The sequence below is a fragment of the Vibrio clamense genome (assembly GCF_050337905.1).
Classification (GTDB): domain Bacteria; phylum Pseudomonadota; class Gammaproteobacteria; order Enterobacterales; family Vibrionaceae; genus Vibrio; species Vibrio cortegadensis.
Genome location: NZ_JAKJTJ010000020.1, coordinates 185153 through 209747, shown reverse-complemented (window position 1 = coordinate 209747; position 24595 = coordinate 185153). Strand labels below are relative to the sequence as shown.

Here is a 24595-nt window from a genome sequence, read left to right as displayed (position 1 = left end):
TGATTCAACATTGGCGCGAAAGTGAGCGCCAATGATGGTTTATATATTAGGGAGTAAGTTAAGCCATGTGTGAATTGCTCGGAATGAGCGCTAATGTTCCAACCGATATCTGTTTTAGTTTTACCGGTTTGATGCAACGTGGTGGAAATACTGGACCTCATCGTGATGGCTGGGGGATTACTTTTTATGAAGGTAAAGGTTTTCGTACCTTTAAGGATCCTAATCCGAGCTGTGAGTCTAAAATTGCTGAATTGGTTCAGAATTATCCGATCAAAAGTCGAGCTGTCATTAGTCATATCAGGCAAGCGAACCGTGGTGGCGTTAATTTAGAGAATACTCATCCTTTCACTCGTGAGCTATGGGGACGTTACTGGACTTTTGCTCATAATGGGCAGTTGACTGAGTACCAAGAGCTCAATTCAGGGCGCTTTCGTCCCGTGGGCGAAACCGATAGTGAAATGGCTTTTTGCTGGCTCGTTAAACAGCTAGAAGAGCGATACCCAGAGCCTCCACAAGATATGGAAGGCATGTTTCGCTATGTTGCTCAGTGCAGTGAGAAGCTAAAAGAGAAAGGTGTATTTAATATGTTGCTCAGTGATGGTGAATACGTCATGACATATTGTACCAATCATCTTTACTGGATCACTCGCCGAGCGCCTTTTGGTAAAGCGAGCTTGATTGATGAAGACGTTGAAATTAACTTTCAAGAAGAGACGACACCCAATGATGTTGTATCCGTCATTGCGACTCAACCTTTAACGGATAATGAGCAGTGGCATCGAATGAAGCCGAATGAATTCGCGTTATTCCACTTTGGTGAACTGATCGATGGGAATGCGGAAGCGTTAGTGGATGTGGCTTATGCGCCTGCTAAAGTTGCCAGCCAAGCTCCGACTCAGCCGTTAGAGTAATTTATTGTTCGTCACACAAACATTTGTCTAAGTTCGGCTTTTCGGTCATCAACTGTGATGGCGTCAATACCGAACTTAGAACATGTTTACGGGTTTATTTCTTAAATGGGTTACTCTTCTGCGTAGCCATGCTCACCAAGTATCTTACCATCTAAATGCGCTTTTCCATCTATCATGGCTAATCGGCCTTCAATAAACCATTTAGTCACCAGAGGGTAAATTTGGTGCTCTTGAGTTAATACTCGCTCGGCAAGATCTTCAGCACTATCGTCAGGAAATACGGGGACTTTGGCTTGTAAAACAACAGGCCCACCATCTAATTCTTCTGTCACAAAGTGAACACTCGTTCCGTGTTCTTTATCTTGTGCGTCAATGGCGCGTTGATGAGTATGTAAGCCTGGGTATTTAGGAAGCAGAGAAGGGTGAATATTCAGCATTTTTCCTACATAGTGCTGAACAAACTCGCGGCTCAGAATTCGCATATACCCCGCGAGAATGATCAAATCCGGTTGGTAAGCGTCAATTTGGCACATTAACTCATGATCAAACTCTTTTCTTGAATCATGGTTGAGAGGGTCAACGAAATGAGCACTTACGGCTGAATGTTTTGCTCGCTGTAAACCATAAGCATCTTGCTTGTTGGAAAATACCGCACACACTTTTGCATCGGTGATTGAAGATTCGCAAGCATCTAATATTGCTTGTAGATTACTACCACTACCAGAAATTAAAACGACAATATTTTTCATGCTGTTGGCTCAACGTTAGAATGTCAGATAGACAATGTACTTAGAAATTATAGGGTTTTCTATAGGCTAGATAGCAGAATGAGGACTCAAGAGCCCTCATTCATTAAACTAAGTTATGATTTGAAATGAATCAGTTGATCTCAACTTGTTCTTCATTTTCAGCGGCAATGGCAATCTCACCGATAACCCAAGCATTCTCACCTTCCGCTTTGAGAAGTTCCACAGCTGCATCGGCTTGATCTTTAGGTAGAGCAACCACAAGACCTACGCCACAGTTGAACGTGCGGTACATCTCAAATGTGTCCACATTGCCTTTCTCTTGTAGCCAGCTAAAAATTGCAGGCCATTCCCAGCTTTTACCATCGATGACAGCTTTCGTGCCTTCAGGTAGTACGCGAGGGATATTTTCCCAAAAACCGCCGCCAGTAATGTGTGAGATAGCGTGAATATCATGTTCAGCAATCATTTTTAGTGCTGACTTAATGTAAATCTTTGTTGGCTCAAGAAGGTGTTCGCCAATTGTACGACCTTCTAGCTCTTCATTCTTATCAGCACCAGAGACTTCAAGCACTTTACGAATTAAAGAGTACCCATTGGAGTGAGGGCCGCTAGAGCCGACAGCGATAAGCGCATCACCAGCGGCAACCTTAGTGCCATCGATAATGTCTTCTTTTTCTACTACGCCAACGCAGAAGCCTGCAACGTCGTAGTCTTCGCCTTCATACATGCCTGGCATTTCAGCGGTTTCACCACCAATTAGAGCACAGCCAGCTTGGACACAACCTTCCGCGATACCAGACACAACATCAGCTGCCGTATCAACGTCCAGTTTTCCAGTTGCGTAGTAATCTAGGAAGAAAAGAGGCTCACCACCTTGAACGATAAGATCGTTCACACACATCGCCACTAGATCAATACCAATGGTGTCATGTTTTTTCATATCCAAAGCAAGGCGGAGTTTAGTTCCAACGCCATCGGTACCAGAAACTAGTACGGGTTCTTTGTATTTAGTTGGAAGTTGACAAAGGGCACCAAAGCCACCAATGCCACCCATCACTTCTGGGCGACGAGTGCGTTTTACGGCACCTTTAATACGGTCAACTAGTGCATTACCTGCATCGATATCTACGCCTGCGTCTTTGTAGCTTAAAGAAGAGTTATTACCGCTCACGGGACAGTCCTCGGTCTTAAGTTAGATGTGAAAACGGCGCTATTCTACCAGTGCTTAAACTCAAAGAGCAAACGTTTGCGCAAGTTTTTTTATTTGTCATTTCCGTTGAAACTGTTCACCTATTGATCTATCAAGGTATGAGCTCAAATGACCGAAGTATTTTCACTCTTTTATGAAACACAGAATAAGTTATTAGCCTTTTGTAAATTCATAATTGACACAGTTTTGCTGGGGATTTTCTCTGAAACTTTGCATGGAAAGATGTATAATCTGAAGGTTTATTTAAATATTGCCTAAAAACCGGAGATGGAAATGAAAGTTGTTGAAGTAAAACACCCGCTAGTTAAGCATAAAATTGGCCTAATGCGCGAAGGTGACATTAGTACTAAGCGTTTCCGCGAGCTAGCAACTGAAGTGGGTAGCCTACTGACTTACGAAGCAACCTCAGATTTTGAGACAGAGCGTGTGACAATTGAAGGTTGGAATGGTCCTGTTGAAGTGGATCAAATTAAAGGTAAAAAAGTGACGGTTGTTCCTATTCTTCGTGCTGGTCTTGGCATGATGGATGGTGTGTTAGAGCATATGCCAAGTGCTCGTATTAGTGTTGTTGGTATCTATCGTGATGAAGAAACACTAGAACCAGTACCGTACTTCAACAAGCTAGCATCAAACATTGATGAGCGCATTGCATTAGTTGTTGATCCAATGTTAGCGACTGGCGGTTCTATGATTGCAACCTTAGATCTACTGAAAGAACAAGGCTGTAAGGTATTTAAAGTGCTAGTACTTGTCGCGGCTCCTGAAGGCATTGAAGCGCTTAAAAAAGCACACCCAGATGTAGAGCTTTATACTGCTGCAATCGATGAAAAATTGAATGATAAAGGTTACATCGTTCCTGGTTTAGGTGATGCAGGCGATAAGATCTTCGGTACTAAATAATCTCTACCTTGGTAGGGTTTAAAATCGATTAGAAAATAAAAAGCCATACCGATTAAGGTATGGCTTTTTTTGTGTGCTCGATTTTTTACTTGATTGTCAGCGAAAACTAACGCTCACTCTCTTCCATTTGAGCATTATCGACAATATGGTTTTCACCCATCTCATGAGGCAAAATTAAGTTAAGTAGGATTGCGACAATGCCACATAAACTTACGCCTTGTAGGCTAAAGTCACCGACACCCAGAGCCATACCACCAATACCAAATACTAGCGTTACAGCAACGATGACTAAGTTGCGAGACTTGTGAAGATCCACATTGTTCTTGATTAGAGTATTAAGGCCAACCGTTGCAATTGAACCGAATAGCAAAATCATAATACCGCCCATAACTGGTACAGGGATGGTCTGTAATAGCGCGCCAAGTTTGCCAACAAGTGCAAGAACAATCGCGGTAATCGCCGCCCAAGTCATAATGACAGGGTTAAATGCTTTGGTCAGCATTACTGCACCAGTGACTTCACTGTAAGTTGTATTCGGTGGCGCTCCAACCATAGAGGCTGCAATTGTCGCAATTCCGTCGCCAGCAATAGTTCTGTGTAGACCTGGTTTTTTAAGGTAATTCTTACCTGTTACGTTAGAGATTGCGAGCATGTCACCTACGTGTTCAACTGCTGGTGCAATGGCGACAGGGATCATGAATAAAATCGCATTGATATTGAACTCAGGGAACGTAAAGTTTGGCATTGAAAGCCAAGATGCTTGTGCAACAGGAGTGAAATCAACCACGCCATAGAATAGGCTTAAAACATAACCCGCTAAGATACCGCCAGCAATAGGCAGTAATCGAAGAAAGCCTTTACCAATAGTGCTGATTGCAATAGTTGTAAATAGTGACACACTCGAAATCCATAATGCCGCGCTACCATCGATAAGTTGAATCGCGCCATCACCACTCTTACCTAGCGCCATGTTTACCGCTGTTGGTGCAAGACCTAAACCAATCACCATAATCACTGGGCCAACCACAACTGGTGGAAGAATCTTATGAATGATCTCTACGCCTTTCACCTTGATTAAAGCACCCATCAATACATACACAACCCCAGCGGCCATTAAGCCACCCATGGTTGCGCCAATTCCCCAAGTTTGAATGCCGAACATGATTGGTGCAATAAACGCAAAAGAAGAAGCTAAGAAAATTGGGACTGTACGTTTGGTGATAAATTGAAATAAAAGTGTACCAACGCCTGCGCCAAATAGAGCAACGCTTGGATCTAACCCTGTTAATAATGGAACAAGAACTAATGCGCCGAAGGCGACAAATAGCATTTGTGCACCTTGAATTGCATTTTTCATATTTGGTATCCCTGTAAGTCTGAAAATAAAATTTGCAGGATTCTACCACTCTGCAAACGATTGCTTTAGTGTTTTGATCAAAAAAAACTGGCAAATAGCAAAAAAAGTTAATGTTTGTTGAGATAATCGACAATAAAGGTGCAAATTTTCACCTAGCGCTGAAGTTGTTGTCTTGCTCCTGCATTCATAGTTGCTTATCATCAACGCTTAAGTACTAATTTTTAGGATTACTATGCGCAACTTCGCTCTACTGTTTATGGGATTACTATCCTTGCCAACTTATGCATTGACTCAAGTGGATCTGTATCGTTCTGAAATCGTTATTAATAATGAAGAGAAGGATGCGGAAACAGTGGCTCGTGTTCAAGGCTTGCAACAAGTTATTGTAAGAGCGACAGGTTCGACGGTGGCACTTGAAAATGAAGTGGTTCGTAAAGCCCTAAGGCAGAGTGCGCAATATTTAACTCAAATGGGGTATGGCGAACTTGATCAGCAACAAACGCTAAAAATGTCATTTAATGGTCCACAATTACGCGCATTATTAACTCAGGCTCAGTTGCCTTATTGGCCAGAGAGTCGTGCCAATATTTTGGTGTGGTTGGTAGAAGAGCAAAATTATGACCGAATCATTAGCTGGGAGCATTCACCTTCTGCATTGATTACGTCTATACGAGAACAAGCGGATGCTCGTGGCCTACCTATTACCGTTCCTGTCGGGGATTTTGATGATATTACTGGTATCGCGGTTTCTGACCTGTGGGGCGGTTTTGTTTCACCAATCAGTTTAGCCAGCCAACGTTATCCTGTTGATGCGGTCTTAGTATTGCGCGCTCAAGGTAATTCATTGCGCTGGACTCTGTATGACCAGCAACCTGCAGCGATCTCTGCTTCTCCTCGTTCACCTGTCTTTGGTCAGGAAAACGGTTCAGTATCTGAAATTAGTGCTCAGTTGATTGATCAGGTGAGTCAGTACTACGCGACAAAAAGTGCTGTGAATGTTGCAAGTGAATCTTCTGAATCTGTTTTAGCGCAATTCATCAATATTAAGAGTGCGGTCAGTTTCTTTCATCTAGAGAACCAATTGAAGTCTTTAAATTCAGTAGCTTCTATCGATATCCTTAAGATTCAAGGCGATGAAGTGACATTTCGTGTTCACTTATTAACATCGAAAAGTGAATTTGAGCAAGAGATGACTAACATTAAGCAAGTTGCGGCATTTACATCAGAGTCTGACGTGGTGGAGACTGCGCCTGTTCTAACTCAGGAAACGACGGATCAAAGCACTAGCCTTGCGCAAGAAACGCTTCCTCAAACCGCGGTTGTTGAATCAGCAGTAGTAGCCACTAATGACAACGAAGCCTTTATAGCTGATCAAGTTAGCTTAACCGAAGATGTTCAGCCAAGTGAGCCTGTTATCGTATTCGAGTGGATAGATAGATAGTGTTATCCCACTCTCTTCTGCTATGAATAAGAGATGGTCATGAAAAGAGCCCGCTAGCGATGTTAGCGGGCTCTTTTTCTATCGATGTCTCTATATTTGAGTCAATCTGCGAGTTTTTACTAGTCAGTGGGCTTTAACTTATGAGAGTTAGTCCTGGTTAAATTTCGCTTTTTCTTGCTTTTCTACTTCAGAAAGACGGTTTAGCTTTAAGCCCATCTCCTTGCCTCTTGCGCGAGCAAATAGAATATTCCCAGCAAAACATAGCATGGTGAGTACTAATTCGATCAGCGCTAGCCATCGCTCACCGCCATCAACATATAAGATGGTTAAAGCATGCAGGAAATACAGCATGAGAATGAAATTTGCCCATGCGTGGGTGTAAGCTTTGCCAGCCAGAATGCCTGGAAGAGGAAGTAGCAGCGGAATACTCCACGCAATGGCTAGAGTTGTGTTCGACAGACCTGGGTGCGGGGAAATGAAGAGCTGCCACAATGCGACCCAAGCAAGTAGAAAGAGGTTACTAAATAGAGCTAAATACCGATATTGTCGTGTTCTGGATGACATCTCCGACATTATACAATCTCCTTTTGTTTGCGAGCGACGTTAGCTAGGCGTTTTCCAAGGTATTGCGCGAGTTCTATCTCTTCTTTCGTTAATGACGAGTTACTGGAAACAGAACTAGCACCATAAGGGGTACCACCGCTTTGAGTCGTGTGTAGAGATGGCTCAGAGTAGGGGATCCCCAAAATCAGCATTCCATGATGCAGCAAAGGTAATATCATGCTTTGCTGAGTCGTTTCTTGCCCACCATGCATCGAGGATGAAGACGTAAAAACACATGCTGGTTTATCGATGAGATCGCCGCTGATCCATAGTGGTGTTGTGCTGTCCCAAAAGTGTTTCATTGAGCCCGCCATGTTTCCGAACCAAACTGGGCTGCCCAATGCTAAGCCATCGCATTGACGAAGTTCGTCAAGGGAGGCTATCGGGTCATTGGCTTGTTGCACATCATCGCTAAGATCGGCCACTGTGCGTAGAACGGCTTCGCAATTGGGAACCGATTCAACGCCTCGTGCGATTTGTCTCGCGAGCGATAACGTGCTGCCGTGGCGGCTATAGTATAAAACGAGAATTTTAATATTCATTTTTAATAAATCTTAAATGATCTCAAGGACTTGTTCTGGTGGGCGTCCGATTTTTGCTTGGTTATTCGCAACCACGACTGGACGTTCAAATAGCTTTGGATTTTTCACCATGGATTCAAACAGCTCGTCATCGGATAGAGATTCATCACCTAGGTTTAATTCCTTATATAGCGCCTCTTTTGTACGCATCATTTCACGAACCGATGCAAAGCCGAGTTGTGAATAGAGTGTTTTTAAATCATCAATGGTAAATGACGTTTCTAAATATTTTACCACTTCAGGTTGAATGCCTTGCTCTTCTAATAGAGCGAGTGTTTGACGGCTTTTTGAGCATTTTGGGTTGTGGTAAATGACGACTGGCATGTTTTTCTCCTAGTTTAATTATTATTATCGTACTTATTCATCATGACTTATTCATAGCAGCTGAGTCATTGAATAAGTGCATGTTATTTGTATAAATTATTTACTTTACAATGCAATGAAGCGATCTCGCTGAATCATCAACTGATCAATTCGTGCATCGTATCTTGCTTGTTTTAAACTGCCTAATTCTGCCAGTTGACTCGCTTGGCTATAGTATTGAATCGCCTTATTCCAATTAGCTTTGAGTGCCAGTATTTCCGCGCGTGCCGCAAGATCTTCATCGCTACTGCCAATTCGAATATTCGCTTCTGAAAGTAAGCTCCATCCGTTGACGTCATCTGGGTTGTCATGGGTGTAGCGTTGTAAAATTCGGATGGCCTCTTGGTATTGCTCTTTCTTTAAAAGTGCATTCGCAAGATTAATTGTGAGCACTGAATTACTTGGTTTTGCTTTCAGTGACTTTTCTAATAAGGTGATTGCTTTTTCTGGTTGTTTTTGTGCGATGTAAAGATCGGACACGGCATCAAGATAGAAATTATTTTCTGGATCACTTTTGAGTAGCTTAAGTAAAATAGGCTCGGCTAAATCTAGCTTTTTGGTATCTAGGTAGACCAGCGCTTTGCCATATTCAAATGATGGGTTCAGTTCACTTGGTGCCTTTTTGGCTGTTCGTTCAAACCAGTCTAGAGCTGAGTCATTTTCAATACCCGCATATCTCGCCACAATACGAGCACGAGTTAAATGATAATCAAGAGAAGGGATCACGCGCATTGAAGGGTAGCTTTGTGCGCGCGCTCTGCTGTCTGTGATTCTATCTTCTGGTAATGGGTGAGTAAGCAACATTGGCGGCGGTTTACTTGCGTATCGGTATTCATCAGCCAATCGACCAAAGAATCGTGGCATTGCTTTGGCCTCGAAGCCTGCCTTTGCTAGGGTATTAATCCCAAAGCGATCGGCTTCTTTCTCATTGCTACGAGTATAATTAATGGTGCCTTGCATCGAACCTGCCGTTGTTGCCGTCAATGCGGCGATTCCAGCTTCTGGTGCTGCGATAGCTAATAAAAGCGAGCCTGCGAGCGCTGCAATAGTGGCTGGTGAACGTCGGGCTTGGTCTTCCATACTTCTGGCTAAATGACGTTGAGTTACGTGAGCAATTTCGTGTGCTACGACAGAAGCTAGCTCGCTTTCACTGCGAGCATGTAGAAATAGCCCAGAGTGCAATGCGACGTGGCCACCAAAAAATGCGAAAGCGTTAATATTACGATCTCGAATCATGAAAAATTTAAATGGTGTTTTGACATCATTTGCGTTTGCGACAAGACGATGCCCTAAGCTATCTATGTACTCATTTAAAACGGGATCATTGATGATGGGTTGGCTGCTTCTTAGCATTCGCATGTAAGCATCCCCATAAATGATCTCTTGATCTATCGTTAACGTACCACTAGCTGCTGTCCCAATATCGGGCAAGTTAGCATTACTCGCTAAATTTGAATTAGCATAGCTAGGCAGTGGCGAACCTAAAGCGGTGGCCACACAGAGGCAAACAAGTGAGCGAGTGCGTGTAAACATATTAGTCAGTGGTACTCCGTAGTCATCTGACATTGAGACAATAAAGTCTTAATTTGGTTTCTTCAGTTTATTGCTGTTATTGAATTTACTTGTTATTGATAGATTGTCTAGAGCAAATAACGTAAAGAATAGAAAAGCTGGTATGGGGCTAAAAAGCGATTACAATACGTACCTTATAATATGCATAGAGTCTGAGAATGGAACCTAATATTCTTGATTTACGTGAAGAACGTTGCCCAATGGCACTATTACTTGCTAAACGGCGTGCAATTTTGCTTCAAGAGGGCGAGTCGTTGTCCATTCAGATTTCAGATACTAGCTCTATGCAGGATATCGTGAGCTTTTTGCGCCTCAAAAAATTTGATATTGAGAGTGTTGCTCATCGTAGTTTCTACACTATTACCGTTTTAAAACAGGGATAATTGTCACATGCTTGAAATGATCAGTCGTTGGTATAAACGACGTTTTTCAGATCCACATGCAGTAAGTTTGGTCGCCATTTTATTCTTTGGTTTCATTACCATTTATTTCTTCGGCCATTTGATTGCACCGCTGCTTGTGGCAATAGTATTGGCATATCTTCTTGAATGGCCCATTGCTCAATTGTGCCGTGTGGGGATACCAAGAACCCTGTCCGTTGTGCTTGTTATTATGGTTTTCTTCAGTTTAACCTTGTTGGCTCTGTTTGGTTTGGTTCCAACGATTTGGCATCAAGTGGGGAACCTCATCAATGATATCCCTAACATGTACAATGAACTGCAAAAATTCATTATTGCCATTCCAGAACGTTTCCCTGAGCTCGCCAACTTGCAGATTGTCGAGTCGATAGCCTCTAATGCAAAAAACAAAGTATTAGGCATGGGGGAGAGCGTTGTAAAAGGATCTCTGGCATCTCTTATCAGTATCGCAACGCTAGGGGTTTATCTCATCCTTGTGCCTCTGCTTATCTTCTTCTTATTAAAAGACAAAGAAGAGATGGTTAGAATGGCGAGTGGAGTACTGCCTAAGAATCGTCGTTTAGCGACGAAAGTATGGCGTGAAATGAATCAACAGATTTCTAACTATATCCGAGGTAAGGTGTTGGAAATTTTGATCGTTGGTGGTGTGAGCTATATTACTTTTGCCATTTTAGATTTGCGCTATTCAGTGCTACTGGCGGTTGCCGTTGGTTTGTCGGTTTTGATTCCATATATTGGTGCGGCTGCGGTCACGGTTCCTGTGGCCATTGTTGGTCTGTTTCAGTGGGGGTTAGACACTCCATTTTACTGGTTGATGATCGCGTACGGCATTATTCAAGCCTTGGACGGCAATGTGATTGTCCCGATTCTATTCTCTGAAGCTGTGAATTTGCATCCAGTGGCAATCATCGTTGCTGTACTGGTGTTTGGTGGGTTATGGGGGTTCTGGGGCGTATTCTTTGCGATTCCTTTAGCCACATTAGTCAAAGCGGTATGGAACGCCCTGCCAAGTACTGAGATTGAATCTGACGTTGCGGAATCGTGATTATTGTTTGCCTAAGCATGATGGTGTAGTCATAAACCTTTTTGCTCAATAACGAAAAAGCCCTAAGTTCATACTCAGGGCTTTTTTGTAGAAGGTGTTGCCTAGATGATGTGATCCAGTCTTATTTTTCGTTTAAGTAATCAAGAACCACTTCATGATGAGTCTTCGTTTTGAATTTGTTGAAAACGTGCTCAATGATCCCCTCTTCATTAATTAAAAAGCTGATACGGTGCAAACCATCATAGGTACGGCCCATAAATTTCTTTTCTCCCCACACACCAAATTGCTCTGCGCATTGGTGATCTTCATCGGAAAGAAGTGAAAAATTTAAGTTGTCACGCTCAATAAATTTACCTAAGCGTTTAACAGGGTCAATACTGACACCAAGCACCACAACATTATGCTCATCCAGCTCTTTTTTCGTGTCTCTTAAGCCTTGAGCTTGAACTGTGCAACCTGGAGTCATTGCTTTCGGGTAAAAATAAAAAAGTACTTTCTTACCTGCAAAATCAGCAAGCGTTATTGTTTTTCCATCTTGATCGAGTAGAGAAAAGGCTGGAGCAGGAGTGCCAGCAGTCAGCGTATTCATCGATTTTCCTTTCTATTGACTGTTTTTTATAAAGTTGAGCGAGCCTTGAACCGAAAGCTCAGCACATAGCGCATCAAAATCTTCTTGTAGTTGCATCAGGTTGAAATCTGAACTGATAGAAGCGGTGATCGCAATATGGAACTGGTCACTATCAAGTTGCACTTTGGATTTATTGATGGTTTTTGCGCTGAGTGAGTCTAAACCAATGTTTTGATCGGCAAAGAATTGAGTAAATTTCTCTGTCAGTCCTAGTTTGTCATCTGACTCGACAAAGACTTCGACAGTATAGCTATTATCTAAATATTCGTGAGGAGAGGTGCGCTTCATTATGGTGATGAGATCATGATCTTGCCCTAGTAGAGGGAGCGTCGTTTCAACTCGTGTAATCGTATTGGTTGTGCCAGATAGCAGCATGATTAATGTGAATTCGTTCCCAAAGAGAGCGATTCGGCTATCAATAATATTACAGCCAGATTGAGTTACTAAATGTACGACTTGATTACACACCCCTGGGCGATCAGCGCCAACAGCTGTGATTACTAGATGTTGAGTCATAATATCACTTATTTTTTATTCCATTATTGGTTGCATGTTAGCACAGTTCTCGGGGCGGGATGAGAGATGAGGAGGCTTTTTAAAGGCACTAAATGAAATATCACCATTACATGACACCGAGTAAGTGTGTCACTTTATACTAAGTTTAAATTCATTGAATATACGAATCGGTTGTGTGGATTTGGATAAAACTCTAACAACTGATAATTATTCACTAACTTGTACTAAGTAAGCGGGTTATTCCCTTGTGTTTATCAATCGCATTACAGTACCATGCAAAAAGAATCAAATAAGGGAGATAGATATGTTTTCAGGAAGTATCGTTGCGTTAGTTACACCTTTTAACTCAGATGGCGAAGTCGATTTTGATAGCTTGAAGAAACTAGTAGAGCATCACATTGCTGCTGGTACCGATGGCATCGTCGCGGTAGGAACTACAGGTGAGTCTGCGACCTTAACAATAGAAGAGCATGTTAAGGTGGTAACTAAGGTGGTCGAGTTTGCTGAGGGACGTATCCCTGTGATTGCAGGCACGGGAGCAAACGCTACACATGAATCGGTGACTTTTAGTCGTCTATTAAATGGATCTGGAATTGTGGGATGCTTGAGTGTGACTCCGTACTACAATAAGCCGACTCAAGAAGGGTTATATCAACACTACAAAGCGATTGCTGAAGTAAGTGACGTGCCTCAAATTTTGTATAATGTACCAGGAAGAACTGCAGTCGATCTGTTACCTGAAACCGTTGCTCGTCTATCAAAAATTGATAATATTGTGGCGCTAAAAGATGCAACGGGTGATTTAGAAAGAATTTCAATTCACCGTGAACTTTGTGGCGAAGATTTTATCTTACTAAGTGGTGATGATTTAACGGGGCTAGAATTCGTTAAGCGTGGTGGGCAAGGTGTTATTTCGGTGTCCAATAATGTCGCGGCTGCGGATATGGCGAAGATGTTCCGTCTTGCAAAAGAGGGGAACTTTGAAGAAGCAGAAGCCATCAACGAACGTTTGATTCCTTTGCATAAAAACTTGTTTGTTGAATCTAATCCTATCCCAGTAAAATGGGCTGTACATAAATTGGGATTAATTGCCGAAGGTGGATTACGTCTACCTTTAACTGAATTATCAGAATCAGCTCGTCCACTTGTTGCTCAAGCAATGACAGAAGCTTGTATTTATTAAATTGAACACACAATGCCGAATGTAGTTTCTCGGCATTTTAGGAGCCTAAATGAAATTTTCTCATCAGCTAGTGGTTGGTTCACTGGCTGTTCTTGTTCTTAGCGCCTGCTCTGGAGGTGCTGATCGACGTCGTCAAGCGAAAGATGATTTTGAATATCTAAATACACCTGAACTGACCCAGCTGAATTTACCAGAAGATGCAACGCCTCAGTTCTACCCAAACTTTGATATCCCGATGGGTGATTTCGAAGGTGGAGTTGGACAAAACGTTGATATTCGTCCGCCACAGCAAGTTCTCGAGTTGATTCCAGGAGCAAGAGCAGAGCGCCAAAATGGTGAAGTCACCTTATGGCTGTTAACTGAAGGCGAAATGGATAAAGTTTGGCAAACTGCAATCGATATGCTGAATACTCGAAACATTGCGTTGCTTGAAAATAGCTCGGATCGTGTTGAAACCGATTGGGTTAGCTGGATTTCAGAAGATGAAGAGACTGAAATTGGCAGTCGTTACGAAATCACTCGTTTTAAAGCGAACAATCGTTTTGCGTTTAAAGTTAACTTGATTGATTGGCGAGAGGGTTCGACGGTAAAACCAGTGACCCAGACCAATAAAGAGCGTTATAACGCATTTATGACCAATCTAGTCACCGTTAAGTACGATCAAAACTTGCGTGATGAAGCCGCAATTCGAGCACAAGAGTTAGTAAAACAAATTCCTATCAGTATGGGGGTTGACCGTAGTGGCTTCCCAGTGATTATTGCTCGTACGCCATATAATATTTTGTGGCAGCGCCTTCCAAGCTTACTGCCTGAGTTAGGGTTTAGCCTTGAAGGACGCAATCAATCTCAAGGTACAATGAAAGCGAAATATGCGGCTCCTGATGATGAATTCTGGGAGTCCATTGGAACTAAGCCGATTGAACTTAATGGCGGTACTTACACCTTCTTGTTTGGTGATTTAGGCAACCGTACTTCAATCAACGTGACTGATGCTGGTGGTAAACCGGTAGAAGAGGCGTTACTTAAGTCGCTCGCTCCAGTATTGTCTGCGATGTTTGAACAAGAGTAATCTGGTTCATATTGTTAGTAAGATATAAAAAGGGATCATTTGATCCCTTTTTCACTTTATTCGTTTTACTTATCTATTTCTGTCTTTTGAGCTTGTTTGATTTGATCAAGTTCATTGAGCTTATCTAAATCACTCTTCTCTCTTTTGGATGGATCTAACGGCCCAAACTTCATGTTTGCGGTGTATTTTAACGCAGCAATATTTCCAACCACCACGCTCACCACAATGATGCTAATCACCCACGGGTTAGTTAAAAACTCCATGAATTTATCCTCTCGCTCTAGGAACCAAACTTGTCCCCATTGGCTTTGTTGGGCTCAGTAACGTTAAGAACGGATGTTAGTAACATATTGAGTATAGATGGTAGGAAGGTTCTGTAGCACCTGTTCCTGCCCCAAAATCGGCAATGTTTTGATTTGGCTGGCTAATTGATCTTGCGTCAATTGCTCTAAGCAAGATGCTGCGGTTAAACGGTGGCTAATATGCCAAGGCTCAACCGCGACGCCGCCTAGATCTTGAGAATAAGGGATGAAAAAACCAAACGTTCCAAGGTTCGTTTTTAGCCAAATAGAGAACTCCGCTTGATGACCAGTATCATATTCCCAAGTTTCTAATTGAAGCTTTGTATTTTCAGGTAGTCGGTCTGCAGCAAAGAGATCAAAATCAGTCCCCCAATGATGACGACTGGCTCCGGGCAGTGCCGACCAGCGCAAAATCGCAAATATTCTCTGCTCTTCGGTCATAGAGTCAAAAGGAATAGCTTGGTTGTGCGTATCGTTAATGGTGCTATGCCCTGAGAATTTATTATCCCAAATGGCTTTTTGCCGAGCGTAGTCTCGAAACCCGCTGGCAATGTGCATTTGAAATCCAGCTTGCTGAGCAGCAGCAGATAATGCCAATAAATCGTTCTGTACATTAGGATGAATTAAAAACTCTTTTTGCCCAATGGTGACCGGAACTAAATGATCGTTTGTTTGACCTGTTAGCTGCTCAGGAGTCATGGTTCGCCCTTATTTATTAGCGAAAAGATATTGCAATGTATGTTGGTACATGTCGGCAAGAAGCTCTAGGTCTTCCACTTTGACACACTCATTGACCTTATGAATTGTGGCATTCACCGGGCCTAGTTCAACAACTTGACCGCCCATACGAGCGATAAATCGGCCATCAGATGTTCCACCTGTCGTAAGAAGTTCAGGCTTGTGTTGGTTAACGGTATTTACACCAAAAACAACCGCATCGAGTAGATCGCCAGTGTCCGTCAAGAATGGGTCGCCATTGAATGTCCACTTGAGCTCATAGTCGAGATCGTGTTTATCTAAAATGGCGCGGATACGCTCTACGATGACATCGTTACAAAGCTCGGTGCTAAAACGCAGATTAAACTGAACATTTAACTCACCAGGAACAACGTTTGATGCTCCTGTTCCGGCGTGAATGTTGGGGATTTGGAAGCTGGTGGGAGGGAAGTACGCGTTACCATCATCCCACGTTGTTGTTGATAGCTCATTAAGGGCTAGCAGTGATTGATGAACAGGGTTACGTGCTAGGTGGGGGTAGGCGACATGCCCTTGGATCCCTTTGACACATAAATCGCCAGTGATCGAACCACGACGGCCATTTTTAACTACATCGCCAACGGAATTGGTGCTTGATGGTTCCCCAACGATACACATATCAATATTTTCACCGCGTGCCATTAGTGCTTCAACAACACGAACCGTACCATTAATGAATGGTCCTTCTTCATCAGATGTGATGAGAAAGCCAATTGAACCTTTATGATCAGGGTGCTCAGCGATAAAACGCTCAACGGCTACGATCATGCTGGCAAGTGAGCCTTTCATATCCGCAGCACCACGACCGTGAAGGTAGCCATCAATAATCGTCGGTTCAAATGGTGGAGTGTCCCACTTTTCTAATGGTCCAGCGGGCACGACATCAGTATGCCCTGCGAAGGCAAACAGTGGCGCTTCGGTTCCTCGGCGAGCCCAAAAATTGGTGGTATCTTCAAAGATCATCTCTTCAATAGTAAAACCGAGTGCTTTTAAGCGATCAATCATGAGTTTTTGACATCCCGCATCTTCGGGAGTCACTGACTGGCGACCAATTAAATCTTTTGCTAAGGCCAGTACTGGGCTATCTGTCATCCTTGAAAATCCTTTTATTTGAAAATTGAAACGTATGAATCCGCTTTGAAGCCAACATGATACTGCTCGCCAATATAAATGATAGGGCGCTTGATCATTGCAGGTTGCTCCACAAGTAGAGATATTACGTTGTCGCTATCTAAGTTATCTTTCTGTTCTTGAGGTAGCTGACGGTAAGTCGTTCCACGCTTATTTAATACGTTTTCCCAACCAAGTTGCTGGCAAAATTCGTTCACTAACGCTTCCGTTATTCCCTGCTTTCGATAGTCGTGGAACGTAAATTCAATCTCTTCGGCTTGAAGCCACTTTTTTGCTTTTTTGATGGTATCGCAATTTGGGATGCCGTACATGATGGCTGTCATTTCTCTTCCTTTCTAAACGCAGTTGGTGATTTTTAGCGTAGTTAACGAATTGAGTTGCTCAATGAGTCAATTATTACGCGGTTCACCAAGTAAGTTTGCAACTTTATTATTGTGTTTAAATCCTAACAGGAAGCGTCGAGACACACAAAATAGAGCGATAAATAATTTGTTGACCAAAAAAAAGCGCACAAACCATGCCAATTGGAGAGTTATTGATCAATCTCAACACACACAAACCGAAAAAAGAAATAATACTGTTGCACAGTAATGGAGGTGTCAATGGAACTGAGTCCTGTTTTTGCAAGGCGACTGTATTTAGCTTTGTTAGTGGAAAGCCTTGAAAGGCCAAATGTACCGAAACTCATTGAGAAGACGGGCTGGCCTCGCCGTACTATCCAAGATGTATTGAAAGCATTGCCGGGTATTGGTATTGAGTTGATGTTTGTTCAAGATGGACGACGTCACAATGACGGCTATTATCAATTATCGGATTGGGGACCATTTGATAGTCAGTGGGTAACCGAGCGAGAAGATGATATCGCAACGAGTTTAGGCTTTACCGCTTAAACTTGGAAAACGAAGCCAGCATCATGCTGGCTTTTTTAGATCTATGCATCGCTCATTCGTATTCCTTTCGAGTCAATAATCGTTATTTCAAATTACTGAGCTGAAGTTGAGACTATGGACGGCTTCCTGCTGTTGTGTGATGTTTCCTATTGTTGCGTAATATAGAGCGCAAAACCGATCCAGCTTATGACGAGTAATAGCCAAGGCAGTAATGAGGTTTTGGACTGCTGAACCTCTGACGATGAAGAGTCTGATATCTCGTCTTGTGATTTGATTTGTTGTTGCTTTGATTTTTGCTCTTTTTTCTTCGCTTTATCCGCTTGACGACTTTTCTCTTTCTGCTGTTTTTTATACAGAGTTATCCCTTTCTCAATACCTGCTGCAACGAGCTTTGTTTGCTCTTTGGTCTGGTTAGGCTTTTGAATAGATTTTGCGACTTTCATGGCTTCTTGTTGCGTTTCCAGTGAGGTGTTGTTTTTCGTTTTCATGTTCTTAGTCAACTTAGGTCAAAGAGCAATGCTGAAGTGAGCACGACACTTAAATAATATCTTCTTTATTCACTATAACTTTTACGAAGAATTAAGTTAAAGTGATTTTTTCATTTTTGTAATTTGAGACCGTGAAGTGCGCTACGCTTTTGAACAGTATGACCAGCATGGGTTCTTAAAAGCCCCATTGCTGGTATGGTTAAGTTGGCTTTTTCTCGCTAAGGCATGGGTTGTCTTTGTTGTGGCAGGCGCGAGCAGGGACAGTGGTGCCAAAATATTAGAGATCGTCTATCCAGATCATGCCATGCTCTACCTTGGGTTGGTGGTTGGAGTACCTAGCATTATTTATATGTGGTTGATTAACCTACGTAGCCCCGATAGAAAATGGATTAATTCAATAAGTAGTCAGGGACGTTGGGTGACGCTGTGTGTGGTGTTATTACAAGTTGTTCAAACGGCTTATCATGTCTATTTGAGTAACGGGCTTTTTAGCTGGCCGAATGGTATTACACTATTGCTACTTCTTTGGGCTGCGATCTATTTATATAAAAGTCGAACCGTAAAAGATTGTTTTAAAATTCCTGATTTTAGTTCAGAGGCTTAGTGATCAGAATCAAGATATACCGCAAGAAAAATATTACACTGAGCAAAAAATAAGAGAGGATTTCTCATGGTACAACCGCAATCTGCAATATTGCCTGAAGCTGGCCCATTTGCACTTTATGCTCAACTAAAAGTGACAAGCAATGCCGCTGATGTATTAACTCAACTTCAAGGCTTACCTGCATTAGTAGAAGAACTCAATCAAGCGCAACCTGGATCTGATCTCACGGTCTCCGTTGCGTTTTCTCATGCCTTTTGGAAGAACTTTAGCCAAGCTGCGCCTTCAGAATTAATTGAATTCCCAGAGCTTGGTGAAGGCGATATTACTGCACCTAGTACAAATGTCGATGTGTTGATTCACTGCCACTCTAATCGCCACGACCTGCATTTCTATGTGGTACGCAAATTATTGGCTGAGATCGCAGATGATGTCGATGTCGTCGATGAAACTTATGGTTACCGTTATCTTGATTCAAGAGATATGACGGATTTCGTCGATGGCACAGAGAATCCTAAAGCTGAACAGCGTAAAGAGGTGGCACTGGTCTCAGAAGGGGATTTTGCTGGTGGCAGTTATGTCATGGTTCAACGTTTTTTGCATGACCTGCCAGCTTGGAACCGCTTAGGTGTTTCAGCTCAAGAGAAGGTCATTGGAAGAACGAAACCAGACTCTATTGAATTAGATGATGTTCCTGCTGCATCTCATGTAGGTCGTGTTGATATTAAAGAGGAAGGTAAGGGATTGAAAATAGTTCGTCATAGCCTTCCATACGGTAGCGCAAGTGGCGATCATGGCCTGCTGTTTATCGCTTACTGTAATAACGTGCATAACTTTACGGCAATGCTTGAAAGTATGTATGGCGTAACAGATGGTAAAACCGATCAGCTATTACGATTTACACATGCGGTCACTGGCGCGTATTTCTTCGCGCCTTCTCAAGAGGTGTTACTAACACTATCTATGGCCTAGTCATTAGTTCAATTAGTTACATACCTGTAAAGGGAAGCGAATGGTTTCCCTTTTATTTTACTAAAGTTGCCTCAATTTTCGCCGATAAGAGAACAGACCCTTATTTTTGGTGAATTGCAGAGCGAATGTCTATTACCGTTAATACCAATGTATCAGCACTAGTTGCCCAGAGAAATCTGACGAACGCAACAGATATGCTGAACCAATCTCTGGAGCGTTTAGCTTCGGGGAGGCGTATTAATAGTGCAAAAGATGATGCTGCCGGTTTACAAATTTCCAATCGTATCGAATCTCAAATGCGAGGTTTAGACGTTGCGGTTCGTAACGCTAATGATGGTATTTCAATCATGCAAACCGCTGAGGGGGCCATGAATGAGACGACAAACATTATGCAGCGCATGCGAGATCTCTCGTTACAATCTTCGAATGGCTCTAACAGTAAGGCTGAAAGAGTTGCCTTACAGGAGGAGATGACGGCTCTTAATGACGAGTTGAATCGAATCGCAGAGACAACATCATTTGGTGGAAAGAAGCTACTGAATGGTCAGTTTGGGAAGGCTTCATTTCAAATTGGTGCCAGTTCGGGTGAAGCGGTTCAAGTTGGCCTGAATAATATGAGAACCGATGGCATTGATATGGGCGGCTTTAGTTATACATCAATGAATGCGATGGACTCCAGTTGGCAAGTGTCACCGGGTAGTCGTCAGTTCTCAATGACATTTACGGACGCTCAGGGTCAGCCACAAACCATCGATATTAAGGCGAAAGCTGGTGATGATATCGAGGAGTTAGCGACTTACATCAATGGTAAAACGGATCAGGTGTCAGCATCGGTTAATGATGAGGGGCAACTGCAGGTTTTTATGGCGGGTGAAAAGACGGCAGGTACCATTCAGTTTAGTGGGAGCTTGGCGGATGAGTTGTCGATGAGCTCTGGCGCTTATGAAACCGTGAATGATATTGATATCACCAATGTAGGCGGCGCGCAAAGGGCCGTATCCGTTTTAGATACGGCGATGAAATATGTAGATAGCCACCGTGCGGAACTCGGCGCATTGCAAAATCGCTTCGATCACGCGATCAATAATCTCGATAACGTTCATGAGAATTTAGCCGCATCCAATAGTCGAATTGTGGATACTGATTACGCAAAAGAGACGACACAAATGATCAAACAACAAATCCTGCAACAAGTAAGTACCTCAATTCTTGCTCAAGCCAAACAGACGCCCAATTTAGCGTTAACTTTATTGAATTAGTACAATAAACCTATCTACAAGTTGGCGTTCTAGTCTCCTATATTATAAATCTTACATTCAACCAAAAATCATAACCTGCCAACTCTACAGGCATACATTGTTTTCCTTTTTCTAAAATCAAAGCACCCTAAGTATCTAAGTATCTAAGTATCTAAGCATACGTAGTAAGAGTGAGTAACAGTGGAATAGCTCGTGCGCTCATCGACCGTATCGATTGATACTTGAGTATTTTTTTCAGTTATTTGTTCTTTTTTCTTACTTCATCACCTTTTTAGGTATAACTGCCTTTTTTATAAGAAAACCTTTAAAAAAAGTTAAAGAATTTCCAATTAGCGCCGTTATTAAAAGTAACTTTGAGAGAACTACTTGGTTTTTCGAGACGTCGAAAACCGCTACAACGAAAAATCAATTGGAGAAATYACCATGGCAGTGAATGTAAATACTAACGTATCAGCGATGACAGCACAGCGTCACCTTAATAAYTCGACAAGTGCTCAGCAAACCTCAATGGAACGCCTATCATCAGGCTTCAAAATTAACAGTGCGAAAGACGACGCAGCGGGTCTACAAATTTCGAACCGTTTAAACGTACAAAGCCGTGGTCTTGATGTTGCAGTRCGCAACGCAAATGACGGTATTTCAATTGCACAAACAGCAGAAGGTGCAATGAATGAAACAACCAACATCCTTCAACGTATGCGTGACTTGTCACTACAATCTTCAAACGGCTCAAACTCAAAAGCTGAGCGTGTCGCGATTCAAGAAGAAGTAACGGCGCTTAACGATGAACTWAACCGTATTGCAGAAACCACATCATTTGGTGGYAACAAGCTACTWAAYGGCACTCACGGCACGAAATCATTCCAAATTGGTGCTGATAACGGTGAAGCRGTCATGCTTTCTCTACGCGATATGCGTTCAGATAACTCAAAAATGGGTGGTACAGGTTACCAAGCTGGCGAAGCAAAAGATAAAGATTGGGCGGTTAAATCAGACGCTAACGACCTTACGATTAAGCTGACTGATACAGCAGGCCAAGAACAAGAAATCAACATCAGCGCGAAAGCGGGTGACGATATCGAAGAACTTGCTACTTACATTAATGGTCAAACAGATTTAGTAAAAGCATCAGTTACAGAAGATGGCGCACTTCAAATGTTTGCGGGTAGCAACAAAGTATCGGGCGACGTTGAATTCTCTGGCGGTCTTGCTGGTGAGCTAGACATGCAAGCGGGTCGTAAAGAAACGGTTGATACTATTGATGTAAGAACGGTTGGCGGTTCACAAGAATCAGTAGCGGTTATTGATGCAGCACTTAAATATGTCGATAGCCACCGTGCAGAACTGGGTGCTTTCCAAAACCGTTTCGAACATGCAATCAACAACTTAGATAACATTAACGAAAATGTTAATGCTTCTAAGAGCCGTATCAAAGATACCGATTTCGCGAAAGAAACGACGCAAATGACGAAGACACAAATTCTTGGTCAGGCATCAAGCTCAATTCTTGCTCAAGCGAAACAAGCGCCTAACTCAGCGTTAAGCCTACTAGGCTAATGATTTTAAGCACCTTTAATCAGGTGAATTAAAATAGAGATAGTTAAAAAGTTTAAAACCCAGCGTTGGCTGGGTTTTTTATTGGAAATAATAAAATAGGGTGCTGATAGCGCCCCAAGTTAGGCCTGAAGACGCTTCTTTCACTTTTTGATGTCCTGCATAGGGTGATTTTTGTGTTGTTTATTTATACGTGTAGCGCGTTTTATGAACGATTTGTTCATTGGCTTTTGGTTTGAAACGAGATGATATTTTTAAGAGGAAATCACCCAATAGTTTAGAAGTTGATCACATTTTTCTTTTTAGTTGAAAAAAAACACAAAAAAACTAATTTTTTTCCTAAAGCTTCTAATATAGGGGCCGTTAAAGGGATTGAGAGAAATGAGATGTGCCAAGGTGTGGTGAGAGACACCAAGGCCATCAAACAATGCCTTAAGGAGATCAACTATGGCTATAAATGTAAATACAAACGTATCAGCAATGACCGCACAGCGTCACCTAAACGGTGCTGCTGAAGGTACTCAAAAATCAATGGAGCGTTTGTCTTCAGGTTATAAAATCAACAGCGCAAAAGACGACGCTGCTGGTCTACAAATTTCTAACCGTTTAAACGCGCAAAGCCGTGGTTTAGATATGGCGGTTCGAAATGCAAATGATGGTATTTCTATTGCGCAGACTGCTGAAGGTGCAATGGATGAAACAACCAACATCCTACAACGTATGCGTGATCTATCGCTACAATCATCAAATGGTTCAAACTCAAAATCAGAGCGTGTTGCTATCCAAGAGGAAGTAACAGCACTTAATGACGAGCTAAACCGTATCGCAGAAACGACATCATTTGGTGGTAGCAAGCTTCTCAATGGTACTTTCGGTACTAAATCATTCCAAATCGGTGCAGATTCAGGTGAAGGCGTGATGCTTTCTATGAATAGCTTACGTTCTGACACTATGGAGATGGGTGGTAAAAGTTACGCTGCTGAAGAAGGTAAAGATCCTAGTTGGAGAGTATCTGAAGATACCGATCTAACAATGACCTATACTAATAAGCAAGGTGAAGAGAAAGAAGTCGAAATCAACGCTAAACAAGGCGATGATTTAGAGCAGCTTGCGACTTACATCAATGGTCAAAACGATGAAGTCAAAGCGTCGGTTGGTGAAAATGGCAAACTGCAACTTTTTGCTTCAACTCAAAAAGTGGATGGTGAAGTTGAATTCTCAGGTGGTTTGGCTGGTGAGATTGGCATCGGTAGCGCTAAAAATGTTACGGTTAAAGATATTGATGTAACATCTGTTGCGGGTTCACAAGAAGCGGTGTCTATTATTGATGGCGCCCTAAAAAGTGTTGATAGCCAACGTGCGTCACTGGGTGCATTCCAAAACCGTTTTGACCATGCAATCAGCAACCTTGATAACATCAACGAAAACGTAAACGCATCTCAAAGCCGAATTAAAGATACGGATTACGCAAAAGAAACAACCGCTATGACTAAGTCTCAAATCCTACAACAGGCGAGTACTTCAATCTTAGCTCAAGCGAAGCAGACACCATCTGCAGCTCTTAGCTTATTGGGCTAATACACCTAAAGTTAAACATATAGCTTAAAGGTGGTAGCAGATAAGGGTATGACTGTTACTAGCCCATGAGGCGGAAGGGAGATTGTTATGGACATTTCATCCTACACATCGAACATCCAGCCTTACGGTTCGCCAAGTGGCATACAAATTGCTTCTGAAAACAATAGTGGCGCACCTAATGTTTCTCGTTCTAAAGAGGTCAAACAACCAGAAAAGGTTGTGGAAGAGCACGATGTTACCGTTGGAGCTGTAATCGAACTTGCAAAAGAACGACAAGAGCTAAACAAAGAACAGCGTGTGAAGATGGTTGAAAAAATGAATGAATTTATTTCTTCCATCAACAAAGGGGTCTCTTTTAAAGTGGACGAAGAGTCTGGTCGAGATGTTGTGACAATTTATGAAGCAACAACGGGTGATATCATTCGTCAGATACCAGATGAAGAAATGTTAGAGATACTGCGGCGCTTAGCAGCCCACACCTCTAGTAGCGGATTACTAGTGGAGAAGGTATAAGTCG

Annotated in this window: 28 protein-coding genes; 14 read left to right on the top strand and 14 right to left on the bottom strand. The window is 42.5% G+C overall.

From position 1 onward, the window contains the following. The first annotated feature begins 65 nt into the window (after nucleotides 1-65). Nucleotides 66-911, top strand: coding sequence for a class II glutamine amidotransferase (locus L4C39_RS06080; protein WP_429744998.1), 846 nt, complete (start codon nucleotides 66-68; stop codon nucleotides 909-911). Between the two features lie 110 nt (nucleotides 912-1021). Here the strand turns inward: L4C39_RS06080 and purN are convergent, their stop codons facing one another. Together purN and purM are read right to left on the bottom strand one after the other, a co-directional pair. After that, the gene (gene purN / locus L4C39_RS06075; RefSeq protein WP_429744996.1) at nucleotides 1022-1660 is read right to left on the bottom strand and encodes a phosphoribosylglycinamide formyltransferase; all 639 of its coding nucleotides are present in this window, start codon (nucleotides 1658-1660) and stop codon (nucleotides 1022-1024) included. Nucleotides 1661-1790: 130 nt separating this feature from the next. Beyond that, the gene (purM, locus tag L4C39_RS06070; RefSeq protein ID WP_261888985.1) at nucleotides 1791-2831 is read right to left on the bottom strand and encodes a phosphoribosylformylglycinamidine cyclo-ligase; all 1041 of its coding nucleotides are present in this window, start codon (nucleotides 2829-2831) and stop codon (nucleotides 1791-1793) included. 312 nt (nucleotides 2832-3143) lie between these two features. Here purM and upp point away from each other — a divergent pair, with 312 nt between their 5' ends. Next, a complete protein-coding gene (upp, locus tag L4C39_RS06065) occupies nucleotides 3144-3770 on the top strand; it encodes a uracil phosphoribosyltransferase (RefSeq protein WP_017054245.1) in 627 nt (208 codons plus the stop codon). A gap of 106 nt (nucleotides 3771-3876) precedes the next feature. Here the strand turns inward: upp and L4C39_RS06060 are convergent, their stop codons facing one another. Next, entirely contained in the window at nucleotides 3877-5127 is a 1251-nt protein-coding gene (locus L4C39_RS06060) for a uracil-xanthine permease family protein (RefSeq protein ID WP_113799021.1), read from the bottom strand. A 232-nt stretch (nucleotides 5128-5359) separates the two neighbouring features. On the opposite strand from L4C39_RS06060, the gene L4C39_RS06055 reads away from it, so the two are divergent. Beyond that, nucleotides 5360-6568, top strand: a complete 1209-nt coding sequence (locus L4C39_RS06055) for a DUF2066 domain-containing protein (protein WP_429744993.1) — start codon at nucleotides 5360-5362, stop codon at nucleotides 6566-6568. A gap of 147 nt (nucleotides 6569-6715) precedes the next feature. Here L4C39_RS06055 and L4C39_RS06050 read toward each other — a convergent pair whose 3' ends face one another. From L4C39_RS06050 to bepA, 4 genes are all read right to left on the bottom strand, one after another. Next, nucleotides 6716-7141 carry a DUF2069 domain-containing protein gene (locus L4C39_RS06050; protein ID WP_017054242.1) on the bottom strand — a complete coding sequence of 142 codons (426 nt, stop codon included), beginning with the start codon at nucleotides 7139-7141 and terminating at the stop codon, nucleotides 6716-6718. Then, the gene (gene wrbA / locus L4C39_RS06045; protein WP_429744991.1) at nucleotides 7141-7713 is read right to left on the bottom strand and encodes an NAD(P)H:quinone oxidoreductase; all 573 of its coding nucleotides are present in this window, start codon (nucleotides 7711-7713) and stop codon (nucleotides 7141-7143) included. The genes L4C39_RS06050 and wrbA overlap by 1 nt, the downstream gene beginning before the upstream one ends. 12 nt (nucleotides 7714-7725) lie before the next feature. Further along, nucleotides 7726-8076, bottom strand: a complete 351-nt coding sequence (gene arsC, locus L4C39_RS06040; RefSeq protein WP_113799018.1) for an arsenate reductase (glutaredoxin) — start codon at nucleotides 8074-8076, stop codon at nucleotides 7726-7728. Between the two features lie 105 nt (nucleotides 8077-8181). Then, nucleotides 8182-9648: a beta-barrel assembly-enhancing protease gene (gene bepA / locus L4C39_RS06035; protein ID WP_017054239.1), complete on the bottom strand. Its 1467-nt coding sequence runs from the start codon at nucleotides 9646-9648 to the stop codon at nucleotides 8182-8184. Nucleotides 9649-9845: 197 nt separating this feature from the next. Here bepA and L4C39_RS06030 point away from each other — a divergent pair, with 197 nt between their 5' ends. Further along, nucleotides 9846-10070, top strand: coding sequence for a sulfurtransferase TusA family protein (locus tag L4C39_RS06030; protein WP_371729537.1), 225 nt, complete (start codon nucleotides 9846-9848; stop codon nucleotides 10068-10070). Nucleotides 10071-10077: 7 nt separating this feature from the next. Beyond that, the gene (locus L4C39_RS06025) at nucleotides 10078-11151 is read left to right on the top strand and encodes an AI-2E family transporter (RefSeq protein WP_017054237.1); all 1074 of its coding nucleotides are present in this window, start codon (nucleotides 10078-10080) and stop codon (nucleotides 11149-11151) included. Nucleotides 11152-11272: 121 nt separating this feature from the next. Here the strand turns inward: L4C39_RS06025 and bcp are convergent, their stop codons facing one another. Both bcp and L4C39_RS06015 read right to left on the bottom strand, forming a co-directional pair. Then, on the bottom strand, nucleotides 11273-11740 hold the full coding sequence (gene bcp, locus L4C39_RS06020; protein WP_113799017.1) for a thioredoxin-dependent thiol peroxidase: 468 nt from the start codon (nucleotides 11738-11740) through the stop codon (nucleotides 11273-11275). Between the two features lie 12 nt (nucleotides 11741-11752). Next, complete coding sequence (locus tag L4C39_RS06015; protein WP_017054235.1) at nucleotides 11753-12295, bottom strand: glycine cleavage system transcriptional repressor; 543 nt, start codon at nucleotides 12293-12295, stop codon at nucleotides 11753-11755. A 304-nt stretch (nucleotides 12296-12599) separates the two neighbouring features. Here L4C39_RS06015 and dapA point away from each other — a divergent pair, with 304 nt between their 5' ends. Further along, nucleotides 12600-13478 carry a 4-hydroxy-tetrahydrodipicolinate synthase gene (gene dapA / locus L4C39_RS06010; RefSeq protein WP_017054234.1) on the top strand — a complete coding sequence of 293 codons (879 nt, stop codon included), beginning with the start codon at nucleotides 12600-12602 and terminating at the stop codon, nucleotides 13476-13478. A gap of 49 nt (nucleotides 13479-13527) precedes the next feature. Beyond that, the gene (bamC, locus tag L4C39_RS06005; protein ID WP_017054233.1) at nucleotides 13528-14547 is read left to right on the top strand and encodes an outer membrane protein assembly factor BamC; all 1020 of its coding nucleotides are present in this window, start codon (nucleotides 13528-13530) and stop codon (nucleotides 14545-14547) included. A gap of 65 nt (nucleotides 14548-14612) precedes the next feature. Here the strand turns inward: bamC and L4C39_RS06000 are convergent, their stop codons facing one another. The 4 genes from L4C39_RS06000 to L4C39_RS05985 all read right to left on the bottom strand — a co-directional run bounded on the left by L4C39_RS06000 (nucleotide 14613) and on the right by L4C39_RS05985 (nucleotide 17059). Next, on the bottom strand, nucleotides 14613-14810 hold the full coding sequence (locus L4C39_RS06000; RefSeq protein ID WP_017054232.1) for a DUF2897 family protein: 198 nt from the start codon (nucleotides 14808-14810) through the stop codon (nucleotides 14613-14615). 63 nt (nucleotides 14811-14873) lie between these two features. Next, a complete protein-coding gene (locus L4C39_RS05995; protein ID WP_429744986.1) occupies nucleotides 14874-15548 on the bottom strand; it encodes a M15 family metallopeptidase in 675 nt (224 codons plus the stop codon). 9 nt (nucleotides 15549-15557) lie between these two features. After that, complete coding sequence (gene dapE, locus L4C39_RS05990) at nucleotides 15558-16697, bottom strand: succinyl-diaminopimelate desuccinylase (protein ID WP_261888999.1); 1140 nt, start codon at nucleotides 16695-16697, stop codon at nucleotides 15558-15560. A 14-nt stretch (nucleotides 16698-16711) separates the two neighbouring features. Continuing rightward, complete coding sequence (locus tag L4C39_RS05985) at nucleotides 16712-17059, bottom strand: ArsC family reductase (protein WP_017054229.1); 348 nt, start codon at nucleotides 17057-17059, stop codon at nucleotides 16712-16714. A 279-nt stretch (nucleotides 17060-17338) separates the two neighbouring features. Between L4C39_RS05985 and L4C39_RS05980 the strand changes: the two genes are divergently transcribed. After that, nucleotides 17339-17626 (top strand): winged helix-turn-helix domain-containing protein, encoded by a 288-nt coding sequence (locus L4C39_RS05980; RefSeq protein ID WP_017054228.1) that lies wholly within the window; start codon nucleotides 17339-17341, stop codon nucleotides 17624-17626. Between the two features lie 146 nt (nucleotides 17627-17772). Here L4C39_RS05980 and L4C39_RS05975 read toward each other — a convergent pair whose 3' ends face one another. After that, a complete protein-coding gene (locus L4C39_RS05975; RefSeq protein ID WP_017054227.1) occupies nucleotides 17773-18114 on the bottom strand; it encodes a DUF2956 domain-containing protein in 342 nt (113 codons plus the stop codon). A 136-nt stretch (nucleotides 18115-18250) separates the two neighbouring features. Here L4C39_RS05975 and L4C39_RS05970 point away from each other — a divergent pair, with 136 nt between their 5' ends. The 6 genes from L4C39_RS05970 to flaG all read left to right on the top strand — a co-directional run bounded on the left by L4C39_RS05970 (nucleotide 18251) and on the right by flaG (nucleotide 24591). After that, a complete protein-coding gene (locus L4C39_RS05970) occupies nucleotides 18251-18718 on the top strand; it encodes a DUF2919 domain-containing protein (protein WP_017054226.1) in 468 nt (155 codons plus the stop codon). Nucleotides 18719-18784: 66 nt separating this feature from the next. Then, nucleotides 18785-19687 carry a Dyp-type peroxidase gene (locus L4C39_RS05965; protein WP_429744983.1) on the top strand — a complete coding sequence of 301 codons (903 nt, stop codon included), beginning with the start codon at nucleotides 18785-18787 and terminating at the stop codon, nucleotides 19685-19687. Between the two features lie 125 nt (nucleotides 19688-19812). After that, nucleotides 19813-20946, top strand: coding sequence for a flagellin (locus L4C39_RS05960; RefSeq protein WP_429744981.1), 1134 nt, complete (start codon nucleotides 19813-19815; stop codon nucleotides 20944-20946). Nucleotides 20947-21369: 423 nt separating this feature from the next. Continuing rightward, nucleotides 21370-22503, top strand: a complete 1134-nt coding sequence (locus L4C39_RS05955; protein WP_136995459.1) for a flagellin — start codon at nucleotides 21370-21372, stop codon at nucleotides 22501-22503. Nucleotides 22504-22947: 444 nt separating this feature from the next. After that, entirely contained in the window at nucleotides 22948-24078 is a 1131-nt protein-coding gene (locus L4C39_RS05950) for a flagellin (RefSeq protein ID WP_429744979.1), read from the top strand. Between the two features lie 87 nt (nucleotides 24079-24165). Next, entirely contained in the window at nucleotides 24166-24591 is a 426-nt protein-coding gene (gene flaG / locus L4C39_RS05945; protein WP_429744977.1) for a flagellar protein FlaG, read from the top strand. Nucleotides 24592-24595: the final 4 nt, after the last annotated feature.

Excerpts from the sequence above, each read along its gene's own strand:
- L4C39_RS06080 (WP_429744998.1), top strand. The coding sequence starts at position 66 with ATGTGTGAATTGCTCGGAATGAGCGCTAATGTTCCAACCGATATCTGT.
- purN (WP_429744996.1), bottom strand. The coding sequence starts at position 1,660 with ATGAAAAATATTGTCGTTTTAATTTCTGGTAGTGGTAGTAATCTACAA.
- upp (WP_017054245.1), top strand. The coding sequence starts at position 3,144 with ATGAAAGTTGTTGAAGTAAAACACCCGCTAGTTAAGCATAAAATTGGC.
- L4C39_RS06060 (WP_113799021.1), bottom strand. The coding sequence starts at position 5,127 with ATGAAAAATGCAATTCAAGGTGCACAAATGCTATTTGTCGCCTTCGGC.
- L4C39_RS06055 (WP_429744993.1), top strand. The coding sequence starts at position 5,360 with ATGCGCAACTTCGCTCTACTGTTTATGGGATTACTATCCTTGCCAACT.
- L4C39_RS06050 (WP_017054242.1), bottom strand. The coding sequence starts at position 7,141 with ATGTCGGAGATGTCATCCAGAACACGACAATATCGGTATTTAGCTCTA.
- wrbA (WP_429744991.1), bottom strand. The coding sequence starts at position 7,713 with ATGAATATTAAAATTCTCGTTTTATACTATAGCCGCCACGGCAGCACG.
- arsC (WP_113799018.1), bottom strand. The coding sequence starts at position 8,076 with ATGCCAGTCGTCATTTACCACAACCCAAAATGCTCAAAAAGCCGTCAA.
- bepA (WP_017054239.1), bottom strand. The coding sequence starts at position 9,648 with ATGTTTACACGCACTCGCTCACTTGTTTGCCTCTGTGTGGCCACCGCT.
- L4C39_RS06030 (WP_371729537.1), top strand. The coding sequence starts at position 9,846 with ATGGAACCTAATATTCTTGATTTACGTGAAGAACGTTGCCCAATGGCA.
- L4C39_RS06025 (WP_017054237.1), top strand. The coding sequence starts at position 10,078 with ATGCTTGAAATGATCAGTCGTTGGTATAAACGACGTTTTTCAGATCCA.
- bcp (WP_113799017.1), bottom strand. The coding sequence starts at position 11,740 with ATGAATACGCTGACTGCTGGCACTCCTGCTCCAGCCTTTTCTCTACTC.
- L4C39_RS06015 (WP_017054235.1), bottom strand. The coding sequence starts at position 12,295 with ATGACTCAACATCTAGTAATCACAGCTGTTGGCGCTGATCGCCCAGGG.
- dapA (WP_017054234.1), top strand. The coding sequence starts at position 12,600 with ATGTTTTCAGGAAGTATCGTTGCGTTAGTTACACCTTTTAACTCAGAT.
- bamC (WP_017054233.1), top strand. The coding sequence starts at position 13,528 with ATGAAATTTTCTCATCAGCTAGTGGTTGGTTCACTGGCTGTTCTTGTT.
- L4C39_RS06000 (WP_017054232.1), bottom strand. The coding sequence starts at position 14,810 with ATGGAGTTTTTAACTAACCCGTGGGTGATTAGCATCATTGTGGTGAGC.
- L4C39_RS05995 (WP_429744986.1), bottom strand. The coding sequence starts at position 15,548 with ATGACTCCTGAGCAGCTAACAGGTCAAACAAACGATCATTTAGTTCCG.
- dapE (WP_261888999.1), bottom strand. The coding sequence starts at position 16,697 with ATGACAGATAGCCCAGTACTGGCCTTAGCAAAAGATTTAATTGGTCGC.
- L4C39_RS05985 (WP_017054229.1), bottom strand. The coding sequence starts at position 17,059 with ATGACAGCCATCATGTACGGCATCCCAAATTGCGATACCATCAAAAAA.
- L4C39_RS05980 (WP_017054228.1), top strand. The coding sequence starts at position 17,339 with ATGGAACTGAGTCCTGTTTTTGCAAGGCGACTGTATTTAGCTTTGTTA.
- L4C39_RS05975 (WP_017054227.1), bottom strand. The coding sequence starts at position 18,114 with ATGAAAACGAAAAACAACACCTCACTGGAAACGCAACAAGAAGCCATG.
- L4C39_RS05965 (WP_429744983.1), top strand. The coding sequence starts at position 18,785 with ATGGTACAACCGCAATCTGCAATATTGCCTGAAGCTGGCCCATTTGCA.
- L4C39_RS05960 (WP_429744981.1), top strand. The coding sequence starts at position 19,813 with ATGTCTATTACCGTTAATACCAATGTATCAGCACTAGTTGCCCAGAGA.
- L4C39_RS05950 (WP_429744979.1), top strand. The coding sequence starts at position 22,948 with ATGGCTATAAATGTAAATACAAACGTATCAGCAATGACCGCACAGCGT.
- flaG (WP_429744977.1), top strand. The coding sequence starts at position 24,166 with ATGGACATTTCATCCTACACATCGAACATCCAGCCTTACGGTTCGCCA.